This window comes from Brachyspira hampsonii 30446 (assembly GCF_000316195.1).
Taxonomy (GTDB): Bacteria; Spirochaetota; Brachyspiria; order Brachyspirales; family Brachyspiraceae; genus Brachyspira; species Brachyspira hampsonii_C.
On the sequence record NZ_JH994110.1, the window covers coordinates 604,399 to 623,151 of the forward strand.

Annotated in this window: 17 protein-coding genes; 12 read left to right on the top strand and 5 right to left on the bottom strand. The window is 27.8% G+C overall.

Going from position 1 to position 18,753, the window contains the following annotated elements; genetic code table 11:
• Nucleotides 1-17: 17 nt before the first annotated feature.
• From A966_RS02715 to A966_RS13360, 3 genes are all read left to right on the top strand, one after another.
• Nucleotides 18-1,154, top strand: a complete 1,137-nt coding sequence (locus tag A966_RS02715) for a CdaR family transcriptional regulator (RefSeq protein WP_008722277.1) — start codon at nt 18-20, stop codon at nt 1,152-1,154.
• A gap of 217 nt (nt 1,155-1,371) precedes the next feature.
• Nucleotides 1,372-2,868: a sodium-dependent transporter gene (locus A966_RS02720; protein ID WP_008722280.1), complete on the top strand. Its 1,497-nt coding sequence runs from the start codon at nt 1,372-1,374 to the stop codon at nt 2,866-2,868.
• 25 nt (nt 2,869-2,893) lie between these two features.
• Nucleotides 2,894-2,989: a MetS family NSS transporter small subunit gene (locus A966_RS13360; protein ID WP_008722283.1), complete on the top strand. Its 96-nt coding sequence runs from the start codon at nt 2,894-2,896 to the stop codon at nt 2,987-2,989.
• A gap of 86 nt (nt 2,990-3,075) precedes the next feature.
• Here the strand turns inward: A966_RS13360 and A966_RS02725 are convergent, their stop codons facing one another.
• From A966_RS02725 to A966_RS02740, 4 genes are all read right to left on the bottom strand, one after another.
• The gene (locus A966_RS02725; RefSeq protein ID WP_008722285.1) at nt 3,076-3,972 is read right to left on the bottom strand and encodes a hypothetical protein; all 897 of its coding nucleotides are present in this window, start codon (nt 3,970-3,972) and stop codon (nt 3,076-3,078) included.
• A gap of 35 nt (nt 3,973-4,007) precedes the next feature.
• Nucleotides 4,008-5,423, bottom strand: coding sequence for an AAA family ATPase (locus tag A966_RS02730; protein ID WP_008722287.1), 1,416 nt, complete (start codon nt 5,421-5,423; stop codon nt 4,008-4,010).
• A 411-nt stretch (nt 5,424-5,834) separates the two neighbouring features.
• On the bottom strand, nt 5,835-6,545 hold the full coding sequence (locus tag A966_RS02735) for a zinc metallopeptidase (RefSeq protein WP_008722289.1): 711 nt from the start codon (nt 6,543-6,545) through the stop codon (nt 5,835-5,837).
• 196 nt (nt 6,546-6,741) lie between these two features.
• Nucleotides 6,742-7,716: a M28 family peptidase gene (locus A966_RS02740; RefSeq protein ID WP_008722291.1), complete on the bottom strand. Its 975-nt coding sequence runs from the start codon at nt 7,714-7,716 to the stop codon at nt 6,742-6,744.
• 291 nt (nt 7,717-8,007) lie between these two features.
• Here A966_RS02740 and A966_RS02745 point away from each other — a divergent pair, with 291 nt between their 5' ends.
• Complete coding sequence (locus A966_RS02745; RefSeq protein ID WP_008722293.1) at nt 8,008-8,844, top strand: flagellin N-terminal helical domain-containing protein; 837 nt, start codon at nt 8,008-8,010, stop codon at nt 8,842-8,844.
• 448 nt (nt 8,845-9,292) lie between these two features.
• Here the strand turns inward: A966_RS02745 and A966_RS02750 are convergent, their stop codons facing one another.
• A complete protein-coding gene (locus A966_RS02750; protein ID WP_008722295.1) occupies nt 9,293-9,787 on the bottom strand; it encodes a tRNA (cytidine(34)-2'-O)-methyltransferase in 495 nt (164 codons plus the stop codon).
• 152 nt (nt 9,788-9,939) lie between these two features.
• Here A966_RS02750 and A966_RS02755 point away from each other — a divergent pair, with 152 nt between their 5' ends.
• From A966_RS02755 to purN, 8 genes are all read left to right on the top strand, one after another.
• Nucleotides 9,940-11,433, top strand: coding sequence for a hypothetical protein (locus A966_RS02755; protein WP_008722297.1), 1,494 nt, complete (start codon nt 9,940-9,942; stop codon nt 11,431-11,433).
• Nucleotides 11,434-11,572: 139 nt separating this feature from the next.
• A complete protein-coding gene (locus tag A966_RS02760) occupies nt 11,573-12,313 on the top strand; it encodes a hypothetical protein (protein ID WP_008722300.1) in 741 nt (246 codons plus the stop codon).
• Between the two features lie 28 nt (nt 12,314-12,341).
• Entirely contained in the window at nt 12,342-14,657 is a 2,316-nt protein-coding gene (infB, locus tag A966_RS02765; RefSeq protein WP_008722301.1) for a translation initiation factor IF-2, read from the top strand.
• An 83-nt stretch (nt 14,658-14,740) separates the two neighbouring features.
• Entirely contained in the window at nt 14,741-15,277 is a 537-nt protein-coding gene (locus A966_RS02770) for a hypothetical protein (RefSeq protein ID WP_008722303.1), read from the top strand.
• 20 nt (nt 15,278-15,297) lie between these two features.
• The gene (locus tag A966_RS02775) at nt 15,298-16,209 is read left to right on the top strand and encodes a hypothetical protein (protein WP_008722304.1); all 912 of its coding nucleotides are present in this window, start codon (nt 15,298-15,300) and stop codon (nt 16,207-16,209) included.
• Nucleotides 16,210-16,222: 13 nt separating this feature from the next.
• The gene (locus A966_RS02780; protein WP_008722306.1) at nt 16,223-16,888 is read left to right on the top strand and encodes a hypothetical protein; all 666 of its coding nucleotides are present in this window, start codon (nt 16,223-16,225) and stop codon (nt 16,886-16,888) included.
• A 108-nt stretch (nt 16,889-16,996) separates the two neighbouring features.
• Entirely contained in the window at nt 16,997-18,010 is a 1,014-nt protein-coding gene (gene purM, locus A966_RS02785) for a phosphoribosylformylglycinamidine cyclo-ligase (protein ID WP_008722308.1), read from the top strand.
• Nucleotides 17,998-18,558 (top strand): phosphoribosylglycinamide formyltransferase, encoded by a 561-nt coding sequence (gene purN, locus A966_RS02790; RefSeq protein ID WP_039955436.1) that lies wholly within the window; start codon nt 17,998-18,000, stop codon nt 18,556-18,558. The genes purM and purN overlap by 13 nt, the downstream gene beginning before the upstream one ends.
• Nucleotides 18,559-18,753: the final 195 nt, after the last annotated feature.

Consider the following 18,753-nt stretch of genomic DNA (forward strand, 5'->3'; position numbering starts at 1 on the left):
AAAGTTTTAAGGTTATTATGTATATAGATAATGAAATTGCTCAAAGATTATTAGATAAAATAATGAAGGTTATAGATTATGAAGTAAATATTAACATTATGAATGAATATGGTGAGATTATAGCAAGCGGAGACAAAAACAGAATAGGAAAAATACATTTAGGGGCTTTAGATGTTATTAAAAATGTTAAAAGTATTGATTATTTCAATTCTATAGATAATGATAAAGAAAGCAGCAGACCTGGTGTTAATATGCCTCTTATGCTGAGTAATGAACTTATAGGGGTTGTAGGAGTTACAGGAGATCCCAATGAAATAAAATTAATAGCAAATATTATTAAGATGACTACAGAAATGCTCATAGAAAGAGAAATAGATATTGATAAAAAAATATTGAAGCAGACAAATTTGAATAATTATATATATAAAATTATATCTAAAGAAAATTATAAATATCTGCCTTCTATTAATATATGGGCTGAAAATAATGGTTATTCTTTTGATATAGATAGAATGGTATGCTTAATCAAATTAGAACAAAATGATGAATATGATATAAAAAAGATATCTGAATATATAATGCAGAAAATAAAATTAATAAAATATTTCAGCAAGCAGGATATAATCTCTCATATTGGAAACAGACAATTTATTATAATAAAAAGTTTAGATAATAGTAAAGATAAAAATAAAATGATATCATTATTTTTTAAATATCTTAGAAAAGAAATAAAGATTGATATAAAGTTTTCTGTTATGTGCGGCTGCATAGTTAATAATTTAGAGGATATGTATAATAGTTTTGAACAGGCTAATTTTTTATTTAATTATATAGAGTGTACAAATAATGATATTTATTTTATTGAAGATTATATATTAGAATACATTATCTTAAATGAAGGTTATTTTTCTTCTTCTATGATATTAAAAAACATATTAAATTTTATTAATAAAAATTCAATCTTTAAAGAAACTATAATAACTATCAGCAAAAATGATTTGAATATTAATAAAACCTGCGAAGAATTGGGCATACATAGAAATACAGTTTTGCATAGAATGAAAAAAATTAAGGAAATTTTATGTATTGATCCTATTAAAAATCATAATGATAGAATAAAATTTTATATTGTAGCAACTTTATTAGAAAAATAATAAATATACAATATTGTGAAATGATTAATATTTTAAGTTCTTTTAGTTGTTATATTAATTATAGAAAATATTTGTATTAGAAATAAAATATCTTATTTAAAAATAATTTTATGTGAAAAAATAAATTAAAAATTTCTATACAAAGTATTGATATTTTATTATTTTACATATATTATAAAAAATTTATAATGAAAAAAATAAAAATAAGGAGAGAAAGATGAGTCATCATCATCACAGAGGACAATGGGGAACTAGAGCAGGTTTCATATTGGCTGCTATAGGTTCTGCTGTTGGTTTAGGTAATATATGGCGTTTCCCATATATGGTTGCCTCCAATGGCGGCGGTGCTTTTATGATAGTTTTTCTTATAGCTATGCTTACAGCTGGTATACCTATAATGATACTAGAATTTTCTATAGGGCATAAAACTCATAAAAGTGCACCCGGTGCTTTGAAGGCATTAAACCCTTCTTGGGAATGGTTGGGTTGGTTACAGGTATTTACATGTTTTGCAATAGTTATTTATTATTCTGTTATTATTGCTTGGTCATTATCTTACGGACTTTTTTCTATTCAGGGCTTAAAATGGGGAACTGATACAGCTTCATTTTTTACTAATGAATATTTAAAACTTCAAGATGGTTTTTCACTTGGTAATTTCAATATTGGTGTTGCTATTCCTTTAATTATTGTTTGGGTGATAATATTAATTTCTGTTATAGGCGGAGTTAAAGACGGTATAGAAAAAGCTAATAAAATATTTATGCCTTTATTAGCCATATTAGTAGTAATTATTCTTGTTAGGGGTGTAACTTTACCTGGTGCTTTGGCAGGACTTGATTATATGTTCAAACCTGATTTTTCTAAACTTACTAATCCTAAAATTTGGATAGATGCTTACGGACAGGTATTTTATAGTATGTCTGTTGCTTTTGGTATAATGATTACATATTCAAGCTATCTTCCTGATGATTCTGATATAGCAAACAATGCATTTATGACAGGTTTTGCTGATACTAGCTTTAGTTTATTTGCTGGTATAACAGTATTTAGTATAATAGGATATATGGCTCATTCTCAAGGAAAAGAAGTTGCTGAAGTAGCTGGAAGCGGCGGTATAGGTTTAGCATTTATGGTATTTCCTGAAGCTATCAACTCTTTGCCTGGTTTGAATGGAATATTCGGATTAGTATTCTTCTTGGTGCTTTCATTTGCAGGTCTTACTTCTGCTATATCTCTTGCTGAGGTTGTTATATCTTCATTTATAGATAAATTCCATTTCAACAGAAAAAAAGTAAGTATTATTATTATAGTAATACAAGGTGCTATATCTATGGTATATGCTACAGGAAGCGGACTTTCTATACTTGATATAGTGGACGCTTTTGTTAACAATTATAATATTGTAGTAAGCGGACTTATAGAGATTATATTAGTTGCTTGGGTATATAAACTTGGATCATTTAAAGAAACTATCAATACTGTGAGTGAATTCAGAGTAGGTATTTGGTGGGATTTCTGTTTGAAATTCTTAACACCTATATTCTTAGCTGTGATGTTATCATTGAAATTAATAAATGATTTCAAAAAACCTTACGGCGGTTATCCTACTTGGGCTTTAATTGCTTTGGGCTGGTCTATGCCTATTATAGCATTTATAGTTGGTATATTATTTGCCAAATTTAAAGACAGACAGCCTAATATACCTCATTAAATAAAATAAAAGGGAGGAATTAATTATGGGATTAGATTCTGCTATATTTATGGGACTTAGCCTGCTTGTTATATGGGGAGGTTTTGCTTTCTTTCTTAGCATAGCTTTAAGAAAAATGTAAATTTATAATTAGATTAAAAATATTATGGCATAGGCTTATTTTTTAAGTCTATGCCTTTTCATTATCAAATAATATTTTATGTATTATTAAATTTTAATTTTATCAATAAAATTCATTCTAAATTGTTCTTTGCTGTATAAATGCACATCTTTAAATATGAAATTTTTTAATAATAATATTTTATTTAAATTGTATCTTTTTGTTGATTCTCCATTACCAGCCTTTTCGTTCCAATGTAAACTCGATTTGGCTTTAGGAATATTATCTCTATTATATACTGCTATATATATTATATTTTTTCTAGAATATTCAAGTATATTTTCTATATAATAATCACCATTACTATATTTTATATTAGATAGCACAAATAAACTGTCATATATTTTTGTTTTTAAATCGTCTAATATAGTATTTCCATTTACAAAGCCTTTAAAATTACCTTCAATATCTCCTTTAATTTTTCCTTTAATAGAATATTTTATTTTTGCATCTTCATTTTCTATGTTTAATTTACGGCAATATCCTTTGATAAAACCATTAAAATTATAATTTATATCGTTATCCATGTCAGTATTAATAGTACCTTTACAATATCCTTTGAAATCTCCTTTAATTTTTTCGTTAAAATCATCACAAATTATTCTTTTTTTTGTTTTATCATCTTCAACATTTATAATTGCATTAGAAATATATCCGTTTATATGGTTTACATTAAAATTAACACTAAAATATCCGTTTTTAAACTCTATAAAATATAAATTTTCATTATCAATATAAAGTGCATCATTAGATTTTGGATCCATATTTATTTTATTATTTTTTTTATATTCTTCAGTAACTTTATCAAAGTTAATAACAGAATATTCACAATCAGTCATATATTCTATATTATCTTTATTAGAAGAATCTTCAGATGTTTTTTTGAATGTCTCAATATTCTTTTTTAATATATCAGGTAATTTATTTATTATATTAGGATCCATATATTTATACTCCGCTTTATATTTTTAATACATAATTAAAACATGTTTGCTAAATCTTCAAGTTCATCTATAGGCTGTACCATTTTGGAATATATTTTTTCTATATGATTATTAACTAAATTAAAAACAGAATAATTATTTTCTATATCTGATAGATAATAATTTGTTTTTTCATTTAAATTATGTTTTTTAGAGTACATTTCTATAGCCTCTAAAAAATAAGGACTATGTGTTGTTACTATAACATAAACATTGAATATCTTTTGTAATAATACTATTATTTCAGCATATAGCAGCTGCCATTTAGGATGAAGATGTATTTCAGGTTCATCTAAAATTAAAATATCTTCTTCTTTCAATGCATTTTTTTCTATCAGCATCTTTATTACAGCAAATGATTTTAACCCTGCTGATAAGCTATGTATTGATATAGGCTCTGTAAAGTTTTCTTCTTCTAAATAAAAGTCATTGTCTTTATTTATGATTTTACCATTTACAGCTTCTGATAATTTATTATATATTTTTTCAAGTTTTTCTTCTGCTAATATTTGCTCTGTTGTATTAACTTCTTCTGTATTGTATAATATTTTTTTTATTAAATTATATTCATACTTAGTCATGTATTTTTTATCATATTTTTTATCCAATACAAAAGGGTTATCTATAAAATAAACATTTTTATCATAGTCATTATCATATTTCGATTCTATACATTTATCATTTTGAAATTTAAATACTAAATCCATTATACTTATTTCTGATATAGTTTCTTTATCTATTCTGCTGTTTATTTGATTATTAAAAATTGCTTTAAAATATTCATCAATCTTTTTATATGCTATTTTTTCATTTGGAATATTTATATATTCATCAATTTTAGATGCATATTTGTTTATAATTTTATTATTTTTTTCATCTTCTATATTTATATATTCTTTAAGATTATCTTTCAAAGCATTGTATGCATTTTTTTTATCATTTTCATTTGTCAAATCAATTATAATATTAACAATTAAATCATTTATATTTTTAACATCTGTTTTTTCTTTTTTTACATTTTTTATGTTGTAGCCTGAATTAAATGAGCCTAATCCGCTAAGTAATGCAGTAGCAAGAGGCAAACCTCCTATGACTGTTAATGCTATAGCTGCTAATAATCCAAAACCACCAATTTCTTTGTTATTATAATTAATAAAGTTTGGCATCAATTTTTTTATTGATTCATTATTTTCAGATAATTCTTTCATAAAATCTTGTAAGTTTTTTATAATAGGTTGAAATTTTGATTCGTATATTTCATCAAATATATTTTGAGTGCTGTTAAAGCATGAAAATAAAATTTTTCCTATTGTACTTTTTCCTGTATTATTTTCTCCAGCTATTACAGTAATACCTTCTATTATTATATTAGCTTTTTTTATTTTTGAGAAATTTTTTATATTTAATTCCATTTATATTTTATCCTTAAATAATGTTAATTAATTATATCATAAAAAATAATAATATCGAAATATTATTAAAAAAAATATACACATCATTGTAATTTATTAATTCTTTCATATAAGTTTTTTATCTATTTTTTACCCCGCCCTTTAGGCTTTTTGTTTTTATTTGTTATTTTTACATTATTTTTCTTTTTGTTTTTATTTTGAAATTATAACCCCCGCCCAGAATTTGTTTAGAAATATTATTATACAATCACCGCACGAAGAATGATGTTTTAAATATATGATTAATCGTAAATATAAATAAAATAGTTTATAAGAATAATTTTACCATGCGTTATAAAAAATAATATTTAAATATAAAAAAGGGCATTATTAAGAAATAATCCCCTTTTATTTTTTATCAGTTAATACTTATTAATCTCTTCTTCTTTGTGCTAACATTAAAAGTCTTAAAAGTGTAAGTATAGCAGTAACAGCAGCAGCAACATAAGTTAAAGCAGCAGCAGATAATACTTTCTTAGCACCATATAGTTCTTCTTGGTCTAAAAATCCACCTTTATCCAAGATTTTTATAGCTCTGTTTGAAGCATCAAATTCTACAGGTAATGTAACAAGTGAGAAGAATACAGCAAAAGCAAAAAGCACAATGCCCGCCATCATTATGTAGTATGAAAAACTTCCAGCCCCTCCTATCATAATACCTATAAGCACTAGATAAGGACCGAATTGATCTCCTATAGCACATAAAGGATAGAAGCCGTTTCTTATAGAAAGAGGTGCATACCCTCTATCATGCTGTATAGCATGTCCTACCTCATGAGCTGCAACTCCTAAAGCGGCAACATCAGTACCGTCATAAACTCCAGCAGAAAGTCTTAATACTTTTGAAGAAGGATCATAATGATCTGTTAAAGTTCCTCCTATTCTTTCTACAGGAATATCTATTCCATATCCTTCTAATATGTATCTTGCAGTTTGAGCACCTGTAATTCCTCTTTTATTTTCCATTCTGCTGTATTTAGCATAAGTGCTTTTTACCTTCATCTGTGCCCAGAACCCTAAAAGTATACCTGGAATTAGTATCCATATATATCCGAAATAATATTCAAAATATCCGCCAAACATATTAAAAAACCTCCTTAAAATTGATAATTAGTATTTTTCATTTTAAATATATGATTAATTTCAATATATTATAACATTTTTCTATAACAATGTTAATAGTTTTAATGTAAAATAAATTTATATCAAAACTATATTTTAGATATTTGATAATCTCTTTTAATTATCGTTATAATATACCTAATAATAAAAGCTAAAATTAATAAATTTTATCGGCGTTCTTTATAGAGTATTCTATAGTTTTTCCTACTGCTTCTAAGGTTTTTTTATCTAATTTATCTATAGTATCCTGCGATGTATGATGAAAAGGATATCCCATATCTATAACATCAATAAAAGGTATTTTATCAATTAGAAACGGTGTATGATCATCTACTATAGTTCCATAGTGTTCATCAATAAAATATTCTCCGTATCCTAAATCGTTTGCATACTGCCAAACTTTATTATATATTGGAGAATAATATGTATGAGCAAAACTTTCATATTTGAATTTTGCTGTTTTGCTTCCAACCATATCAAGAAGAATTCCAAATTTTATTTTTTGTTTATCGATTATTTTATCTCTTGCTATAACTTCATTTACGAATGCAATACTTCCCTGAATCCAATCAGTTTCTATTAGAGAATTTCCTTCAATATCAAATAAATTTCCATCATCTTCTAAGTCAAATAGTACAAAGCATACGCTGTAAGGCAAATCATTATAATTTTTTAAAGCCTTCATAAGTTCTAATAATACTCCGCTGCTGCTTGCACCGTCATTAGCACCGCTTATAGGCTTCTTTCTATTGAATTGTACAGGGTCTTTTTCTGCAACAGAACGGCTGTCGAAATGGCTTGTTATAATTACATAATTATCAGTTTTTCCTTTAAGGAATGCGTATATATTTTCTCCGTTTCTTTCTTTAATATATGGAGCTTGAAAATTATGACTAAAGACTTCATAACCCATATTAGAAATTTCTTGTTTAAAAAACTCTCTTACTTTTTTATGAGCTTCGCTTCCGTAGTTTCTAGGACCCAAATCAGTCTGAGCTTTTATATAATTGTATGCGTTTTCAACATTAAAATAGAAATTAGTATTTATTTTATTATCCGTATTTGCATTTGCACTGCTGCATGAATTAAGCATAAAAAACATTATAATGATAGCTGTTGTTATAAATTTCATAGTTTTTCATTCCAAAAAATGATGTTATGCTATTAGATTTTAAAATAATAGTGTTAAAAAGTCAATGTTATTATATTAATATGCAGTAAATTGCCGTATCGGTATTTTTTTATAAAAAATTAGTCTTTACTTTTTTTTAAAAAGATATTATAATAATATTATACTATGAAGTTAATATTATGCTGCTGTTTTGTAGGGGATGACTAAACAGCAAATAAAGGCATAATATTTTAAAGCTTTAGAAAATAAAAATTACAAAAATATTTTAAGCACTATTCATGGAGGGTAGTTATGATTATCAACAATAATATTTCTGCATTAAATGCAAACAGACAATTGAATTTAACAGGAAATTCAATGACTAAAACAATAGCACAGCTTTCTAGCGGTATGAGAATCAATACTGCAGGAGATGACGCTTCTGGATTAGCTGTATCTGAAAAAATGCGTTCACAATACCGTGGTTTACAACAAGCTACTAGAAACGCTCAAAATGGTATTTCTTTCATTCAAACAACTGAAGGTTATTTAAATGAAACTACTAACATTATGCAAAGAATGAGAGAATTAGCTATTCAATCTGCTAACGGTATTTATTCTGACAGCGACAGAGCTTTGATTCAAGTAGAAGTTAACCAATTAGTAGCTGAAGTTGACAGAATCGCTTCTCAAGCTGAATTCAACAAAATGAACATGTTAACAGGCCGTTTCGCTGCTGATGCTCAAACTCCTATGACTTTCCACATCGGTGCTAATATGGATCAAAGAGTATCTGTTAATATAGGTGCTATGACTGCTGCTAACTTACAAGTTGGAGGAGATACTCCTATTTCTATTTCTTCTGTAGAAACTGCTAACCAAGCTTTAGGAAGAATAGATGAAGGTATACAAATGGTAGTAGCTCAAAGAGCTGAATTAGGTGCTGTTCAAAACAGAATGGAATCTATGGTAAAAAGCTTAATGATAGCTACTGAAAACACTATCGCTTCTGAAAGTGTTATCAGAGATGCTGATATGGCTCAAGCTATGGTTGCTTATACTCGTGAACAAATCTTACAGCAAACAGGTGCTGCTATGTTAGCTAATGCTAATATGAAAAACCAATCTATAATGAGAATTATCGGATAATTTGATTTAAGCGACTTATTACAAATGTAGATATAAAGCCCATTGGTAGAAATACTGATGGGCTTTTATTATAATAATTTTAAAAAACTACATGATTTTAAAGTTCTTTGCGTAGACTGTATAGCACATTTTATGATAGCTTTATAATATTAAATTTATTAATATCTATATAGAAAAATTAAAAAAACAATTTAATAAAATACAAAAGTGAATTTTATTAATATTTGATTTTTTGTTTTATTTACAATCCCGCCCTATATACTTATTGCTTATTTTAGTATCTATAATTAATTTATTTTTTTTAATTTTTTTCTGAAATTACAAAACCCACCCTAAATTTAATTAGAATGAAAATATTATTACCGCACGCAGAATAAAATTTTATATTTTGAATTGATTAATAAAATAATATTGACTATATAAAAAAAATTATTAACCGTGCGTTAAATTAATTATTACTTAAAACAATATGCCTATATGCTTCATAAGCAACTATAGCAGCAGTATTCGATACATTTATAGAACGAATATTATCACTCATTGGTATATATACAGAGTTTTCTAAATCATTTTCCCATAATGATTCTCTAAGTCCTGTTGATTCTCTGCCGAATAGAAGTATATCATTATTCTGATATTCAAAGTCATCGTATCTGTTTTTTCCGAACTTTGTAATTGGAACTATTCTTTTATTATTGGTATTACAGTAATCTAAAAATGTATTTTCATTTTCATGTTTTATTAAATTTAAATGCTGCCAATAATCAAGCCCAGCTCTTTTAACTTCTTTTGAGCTTATTATAAAAGAAGGTTTTGAGACTATATGCAAAGCTATATTAAGTCCAACGCATAATCTTCCGATGTTTCCTGTGTTTGCGGGTATTTCCGGACGATATAATGCTATAATTATATTAAAATTATCATTTATTTTTTTTTGAGCCATAATTTAATATTAAATTTGTAAATTTATTTTTGTTTTATTCTAGTATAGATTATATTTTTTTCAATATGTTTTATAACATCTATTGATTTTTTTTGTTTATAAGTTAAAGTAATAAAATGGTTATTTATATAAAATTAAATTAAGGGAAGAAAGTGAACAAAATAGAAGAATTTAACCAATCCACTTCTAAATATGAATTATATACTCATTTAAGTGAAAAAATAGTATCAGGTGAAATAAAAACATTTTCCGAAATATTTACTTATGCTAAAAATATTAACTTTGAAAAAATACATGACTGTAAGAAGATTTTAAAAGGTTTATTTGATCTTATACGAAAGATTTATTGGGGATTCTTTAATAATTTGGATAAGGAGCTTTACCCTAAATTATGGTCTCAGTTCGTTACAGAAAATCAAAAATATAATTTTGCGGGCGATTTAAAATTAAGTCTTTCAATAGCTGATATTTATATAGCAATGCTTGATATACATGGATATACTAAATTCTGCGAAGAAAATAAGAATAATCTTTCCAAAATGCATGCCTTAGATGACTTAATGCAAAATAAGGTAAGTGAAGTAACAAGATTCTATAATGTTATATCACATAGGAAGCAGGGCGATGAAATAATTATGGTATGCCCTACAGCTACAGATGCTTTAAGTGCCACTATAGCTACAATCGGTGTTTTAAGTAAAAAAAGATTATTGACTGAATATCCGGGTGTAGATACCAGCGGACTTCCAGAGTTTAAAATAAGTGCTGGAATATCCGGCGGTAATACTAATAGTTCTTTGATTATCACAGAGGATGGAGATTTATCTGGTTTTTTAATCAATAATGCTGCTAGAATGCAGGCTAGGGCAAATACTTTAGCACCAAAAGAAAATAAAGTAATAGTAACTAAAAATTTACAGTTTAACTTTTTAAAAGAAAACAGCAAAGTAAAAAGTGAAATATTTGAAAAAAATATTATCTCATTTTATGATAATGGTATGATATCATTTAAAGGTACTGATATTCCTATAGTTGAAGCTATATTTAATCCTGATGAGAAATATAAAGAAAAGTTTTTTAATGAAATGGAAGAACTTGTAAAAAGTGTTAAGGGTAATTTATGGAAGCAGAGAATGTTTACAGCTATTTTAGATTTGATATCAAAAGTTGCTAAATCAATGCCTCCTTTCCAGATAGATGAAAAAGTTAATGATTATATATCTAGTTATACTAATGGTACTATATGCGATTTATGCGATAAAGCTAACGGAGCTTATGTAGTTAAAGAAAATTATAAAGAGGCTATAGATACTTTTGCTTTGATTATCAAGCTGCTTAAAACTATTCCGGATTTTGATAAGATGGTTTTGGAATATGCTGAGAGTATTTGTGCAGGATATGAAAAGGTTTTGCCTATATATGATGTTGTTATAAAGAAAGATATAGAGGCTAATATATCTGAAATTTTCCCTGCTAATCATATATCAATATTTCAGAATGTTCAGAAGGCTAATGAAACATATAATAAATTAATGAATATTGCTATGAGCAGTAAAACTTTAAAGAGAAGAAAATCTATATGGTACGGAATATTAGAAAAAGAACTTCCTAATTTAGTAATTAATATGTATTCCGGAAAAAAATAGTATTTATTTATTTTTTTATAATTAATTATTTTTTATTAGTTTATATATGTAAATTTTATATATTTTTCACTTGCAGAAATATTTATATATGATACACTATACTATTATTAAATTGTTTTTTTTATTTTAAGGAGTATTTATGAGTTTGAAAAACTTGAAGAAATTAATATTGATAATATCATCATTTGCTATAATAGCTTGCTCCCAGAATCAAGGCGGAGGAAGCGGTTCAAAAACTTCATCAGATTCTTTGTCTTATTTAAATGGCGGAGCAGGTGATTGGGTTTTAAAAGTAGATGATTTTACTGTTAATCAAACTAATTTTACTAAAGATTTAGAAGCTTCTTTAGTACTTCAAGGTGCTACAGCTGAACAAATAGCTATGTATGCTAATGATGCTAATACTAAACAATTATATGCAGATCAGCTGATAAATTCTATTTTATTATTAAATAAAGCAGAAGAAGAAAAATTCTTTGAAACAGAAGAAGCTAAAGATTTTATTAATCTTTCAATCAGAAATATAAAATTTCAATATTATGTAACAAAACTCATGGCAGATGCTTCTAAAAATATACCAGATCCTACACCTGAACAGGCTCAGGCTTTTTTTGAACAGGCTAAAGATCAATTAACTCAAATGTACGGCATTACAGCATATAATACAGAAACAGCTCCTTATATTGCTCAATTATACAAAAATGCTTATGCACAGCAATTAGTAGAAAGAGATATACAAGATCTAAAAGATAAAGCAGTAATAGAAAGAAATACTGCCGTTTTAGGAGAAGCAAGTATACTTCCTCCTCAAATAGGAGATACTAATACAGCAGCATTGCCTCAGCAAACTAATAATTTATTACCAAGAACAAATAATTAAAATTTAATATTAATGGGAAAGGAAAAGAATGTCTCAAAAAAATGAGAATAATGAAAAAAATTTAAATCAGGAAAGTTCTGCAGCTGATAATAAACCTAAAGTTATTATAAAAAAAAATAATGCATCTAATAACAATAATGATGATAATCAAGCTGCAGCAGCTGTTAAGAAAGTAAAAAAAGTTATAGTAAAAAAGAAAATAATAATACATAATAAATCTGATAAGCCTTATGCTCAGAAACAGGATAATAATAATAATACTCCTGAAAAAAATAATATAGCAAAAGAAAATAGAGATAATAAAGAATCAAAAGGTAAACATTATTCTCATAATAGGGATAATAAAGATTTTAAAGAAAGTAAATCATATAAAGATTCTTCTGCTATAGAAGTTCCTGTAGAAGATGTATCATCATTCAAGAAAGATAATAAAAAAGATAATAAGAAAAGAGATTACGATAAAAAAGATAAAGAATACGATAAGAAATCATCTCAAAAAGATTCTAAAGCAGAAGCAGTTCAAAGACAGGAAAATAAAATATTTAATAAACTTCAGGCAAAGAAACGTCAGCAGGAACAAAGACTTGCAAGTGTTGAAAAAGAAATCAGCATAATGGAAACAATTACTGTAGGCGATTTGGCTAAAAAGATGAATTTAAGAGCTTCAGACATAATATCCAAACTTATGGGTATGGGTACTATGGCTAGAGTTAATGATATAATTGATTCTGATACTGCTACAATTATAGCAGATGATTTCGGATGTAAAGTTAATGTTATATCTTTGCAGGAAGAGGCTACTATAGAAGTAAAAGAAGATAGAGAAGAAGATTTAAAACCTCGTCCTCCAGTAGTTACAATAATGGGGCATGTTGACCATGGTAAAACTTCTCTTCTTGATGCCATAAGACATAGTAATATTACATCAAAAGAAAGCGGCGGAATAACTCAAAATATAGGTGCTTACAAGGTAAAAATACCTAGCGGTGAAATAGCGTTTATTGATACTCCCGGACACGCAGCATTTACTATGATGAGAGCTAGAGGAGCAAAAAGTACAGATATAGTAATACTTGTTGTTGCTTCTGATGACGGAGTTATGCCGCAGACAATAGAAGCCCTAAATCATGCTAAAGAAGCTAATGTACCTATAATAGTTGCGGTTAATAAAATGGATTTACCTAATGCTACTATGGATAAAGTAAAAGCAGCATTATCTGAATACGGACTTACCCCAGAAGAATGGGGAGGAGATACTCAGTATATAGGTGTCAGTGCTTTAACTAAACAGGGTATTAATGAATTATTAGAAGCTATTATACTTCAGGCGGAAATGCTTGAATTAAAGGCTAATCCTAACAGAGAGGCTATAGGTATAGTTTTAGAAGCATCTCTTGACCAAGGAAGAGGACCTGTGGGTACTGTACTTGTTCAAAATGGTACTTTGAAAATTGGAGACTATTTTGTATGCGGACTTTCTGTAGGTAAAGTTAGGGCTATGGTTAATGATTTGGGTCAGAGAGTTACAAAGGCTTTGCCTTCTACTCCTGTTGAGGTTTTAGGATTTGAAAAGACTCCTGAGGCTGGAGAGTCATTTAATGTTATGCTTGATGAAAAAGAAGCTAAGGCTATAGCCGATAAAAGGGTTCAGTTAAAACAGCAAGAGGCTTTGAAGGCTAATGTTAAAGTTACTTTGGAAAACCTTTATGAGAAAATAGCTTCTGATGCTATGAAAGAGTTTAAAGTTATAATAAAAGCTGATGTTCAGGGAAGTGCTGAGGCTTTGAGAGATGCTTTAAATAAAATACAAAGTGATAAAATAAGATTCGTTTCAATATATAGTGCATCAGGTGCCGTTACCGAAAGCGATGTAAACTTAGCCCATGCATCCAATGCTATTATTATAGCTTACAGAGTTCGTCCTTCAGGAAAGGCAAAAGAGTTAGCTGAAAAACTCGGCATACCTATAGAAAGATATGATATAATCTATGAAGCAATAGAGGCTATTCAGAATGCTATGAAAGGCTCTCTTGAAAGAATTAAAAAAGAAGTTGATATTGGTACTGTTGAGGTGAGAGATGTATTCCATGTACCTAAAGTTGGTACTATTGCCGGATGTTATGTAACTAGCGGAAAAATAGAAAGAAATGCTGGTGTAAGAGTCATGAGAGATAATGTACTTATTTATACAAGCAAAATTTCTAGCTTAAGAAGAATTAAAGATGATGTTAAAGAAGTTGCTAGCGGTTATGAATGCGGTGCCTCTATAGAAAACTTTAATGATATTAAGAAAGGAGATTTGCTTGAGATATTCAAGATAGAAGAAATAGCTCAGGATTTATAAAATATTATTAAAGTATACTTTATATTGTTGAAATATATTTTATTATTTATTATATAAAATAATAGTTTATGTTAGGAGCATATATGAAATTGTATGCAGTTCTTTTTTCGCTGTTAATTATGTTAATTGTTTCATGTACAAAAAGTACAGGAGTCGTTGTAACTAATCCCGATTCTAATTTGGTTTTGGATAAAATTAGATATGGTAATTTTAAAGGGGTAAGTTTAAATGGTAATACATTAACTATAACAGGAAGTCAAAATAATAATAATGGAACATATCAATTTTATGATTACTTTTTGTCTTTAGTTTCCATGTTTAAAGATGGAAACGGAAATACCTTATTAGTAGTTCCATTAGATGGAAAAGTTAATATAGTTAAGGTTAAACAGGAAGGATTAGAGCTATTGCAGCTTCTTATTAATTCGGATAACCCTGAATATAAAAAAGTTTTTGGCAATTTATTACAACAGGCTATGCAAAATGATGGTAAAATAGATACGACTAAAACTGATGAAATATTTAAAGATGTTAATTTATCTGAAGCTGAACGTAATAAATTAGAGGATTTGTTAGCGAAATCTAAGGATGATTTTATTAACTATGAGTCTATAATATAATTTTTTAAAGTATAATCAATATGAAAAAGTTTTTAATAATATTTTTTATTTTTATTTGTTCAATTAATACTGTATTTTCTAAGGGGCTTCCTTTATCTACAGAAGTTACAGGGGAAGATTACAGTTGGATAAAGGGAAGACAGATGATAAGTTTCAATCTCAATCCCGGTATTACTGTATTTGCTCCTATGATTTTGGACACAATTTTTAAACATGGAAGGCATACAGTAGGTATGTTTGGAGCAGATCTAGGAAATGCCGGAGAATATTTACAGTATGTTGGTCTTGATGCTTTTGGCTGGTATATACCTTCTATTGAATATTCATTGTTTGTACATAATCAAATATCTGTTAGTGCCGGTATTGGATTATACGGAAGTGAATACTCTTTTAATATTAGCAAAGATAATGCGATCAAATTACTGCGAGATATTAAAGGATTAGATTTTGATTTATCTAGTATTGTTGTAAGTGATACTAAATTTAATGCTTCTTTTATCATCATGCCTGTTACATTCGGAGTGAAATTCTATGGTAAGAAAAGGCAGTTTTACAATCATTTTCGTTTAGCTATAGATGCATTTTTTTATGATATTCAAACAGAAAATGGTATCACTGGTGTTAGGACAAGGCAGTCAGTAGCAGATGCAGCTGTTTATATTTCTTATGAAATTGGATGGAATATAGAATTATTTCCTACAAGAGAATGGAGAGTTAAGCCTACTATTGATATAGGATTATTGGAGATAGGATATTATGTAAGACCTTGGGGAGAGAATATGGCTAATGCTTTAGCAGGAAATTTGCTGTATTTTTTTGCCGGAGGAATTTCAGGTGATTTAAACGTTTCTAATATGGCTGATTCGTCTAAAATGTTACTTAATTTCAGAATAGCTTTATTTCCAAGAATAGGTTTTAGCATAAGGTTTTAACGGATATTTGATTATGAAAAAGGTTATAATATTTATATTATTATTTAATTCTTTAATTTATGCAGCAAGTTATGAAAATGCTAAGCATGCTGTAGGTATAGATTTTGGTACTACAATATTTTCTGCTGCTACTTTGCCTGGTATAGCAAATTTAATATTCAAGCATCAAAATGGAGCAACTGAACCTTTGTTTAAAGGAGGATTTGGTATAGCATTTACATATAACTATGCATATTTGCCAAAACAGGCTATAGATGCTTTTCTAGGCATATATAGTTTTAATGCCCATTATAACGGCACTATGACTGTTAATGGGGCAAGCAGCTATCAAAAAATATATAATGCTGATGTTGTTGTTATACCGGCATCTATAGGGGTAAGATTTTATTTTAATAAAAGCAATAGGGATAATGGTTTTTTCCTTCTTCCTAAGATTGGTATGAATATATTTGCTGTTAAAGGGAAAGATTATGCGGCAAATAAGGAAACTTTAAGTGCCATAGTAAATTTTTATATATCCGGTGAGATGGGATTTAAGATAGATATGTTCACAAAAATGGGGGCAAATTGGCCTGTCCGTCCTTTTATTGATATATCCTTATTAGATTTGGGGTATTCATTTACTCATGGTATAAGATTTGTACCGCTTCCTAGATTGGCTATTGGTATAACATTCTAATAGTGATTTTTAAGCAAATAAAAAAAATTTTCTTGTAAATATATAAAATATTGGTATACTTAGTAGACATTTTTTCTATTTTTAAATTCTAAAATAAGGGAATTATTTATGGGAGTTTCTTATAAAGACAGCGGAGTCAGCAGAGAAGAAGGCTATAAAGCTGTAGCTCTGATGAAAGAAGTTGTATCCAAAACTATGCATTCAAATGTACTTAATAATATAGGAAGTTTCGGTGCTTTGTATGAACTTGGTAAATATAATAATCCTGTACTTGTATCAGGAACTGATGGAGTGGGAACTAAATTAGAGGTAGCATTTTCTATGAAGAAGTATGATACTGTTGGAATAGATGCTGTTGCTATGTGCGTTAATGATGTGCTTTGTCATGGTGCTAAGCCGATTTTCTTTTTAGATTATCTTGCTTGCGGAAGATTAAATGGAGAGACAGCTGCTTTAATAGTAAAAGGTATAGCAGACGGATGTTATGAAGCTGGGGCTGCTTTAATAGGCGGAGAAACTGCTGAGATGCCGGGTTTTTATAAAGACGGAGATTATGATATAGCTGGTTTTTGTGTTGGTGTTGTAGAGAAAGATAAAATTATTGACGGCTCTAAAGTCATCGAGGGCGATTCTATCATAGGTATTGCATCTTCAGGATTTCATAGTAATGGATTTTCTTTGATAAGAAAACTTGTACGAGATTACAATGCCGTATATGAAGGTGAGAAAATAGGTGAAACTCTTTTAACTCCTACTAAAATATATGTGAAAAAAGTTTTGCCTTTATTAGAAAAATATAATATTAAAGGTATGGCACATATTACAGGGGGAGGTTTAATAGAAAATGTTCCTCGTTCTGTTGCTAAGGGATACAAAGCTGTAATTAAAAAGGATAGTTTTAATACTCCTAATATATTTAATTATATTCAGTATTTAGGTAATATAAAAGAAGAAGAGATGTATAATACTTTTAATATGGGGATTGGATTTGTTATAATAGCTTCTAAAGAGGATAAAGATAATATTATAAATGATTTGAAAGAGCAAAATGAATCTGCTTATGAAATTGGGTATATTGCTAAAAATGATAATGAGGATAAGAGTGATATATGCTTAGAGTAGCTGTTTTAATTTCGGGCGGAGGAAGTAATTTAAAATCTTTGATAGATTCTCAGGATAATGATTATTATAAAATAGATATAGTTATTGCTGATAGGGATTGCGGTGGATTAAATATTGCTGAAAATGCTGGAATAAAAGCTTTATTATTAGATAGAAAAATATACAAAAAAGATTTATTTAAAAAAATAGATGAAGAGATTTCTAATATAGATTTAGTTGTATTAGCTGGATTTTTATCAATAGTAGATAGTGATTTTATAAAAAAATGGGAAGGAAAAATTATTAATATTCACCCATCTCTTCTTCCTAAATATGGAGGAAAGGGAATGTATGGTATTCATGTGCATGAGGCAGTAATTGCAAATGATGAAAAGGAATCAGGATGTACTGTTCATTATGTTACTGATACTATAGACGGAGGGGATATTATAATGCAGGCTAAAGTACCTGTAAAAGAAGATGATACTGCTGATATTTTACAAAAAAGAATATTAGTAGAAGAACATAAATTGCTTCCTGCTACTGTGAAAAAACTTTCTAAAATATGATATGTTAGAATTTATTCTAATTCCCCACCCTTTATATTTATTGCTATTATAATAAATATAGTTATTACTGTTTTTTTGTTTCTCTAAGAAAAAGCAATGCCCGCCCAAGTTTTGATTAGATTGAAAGCTATATTAAACGCATGTATAATTGTTTTTAATAATATTGTGCTATTATTAATTACAAATTTTTTATAT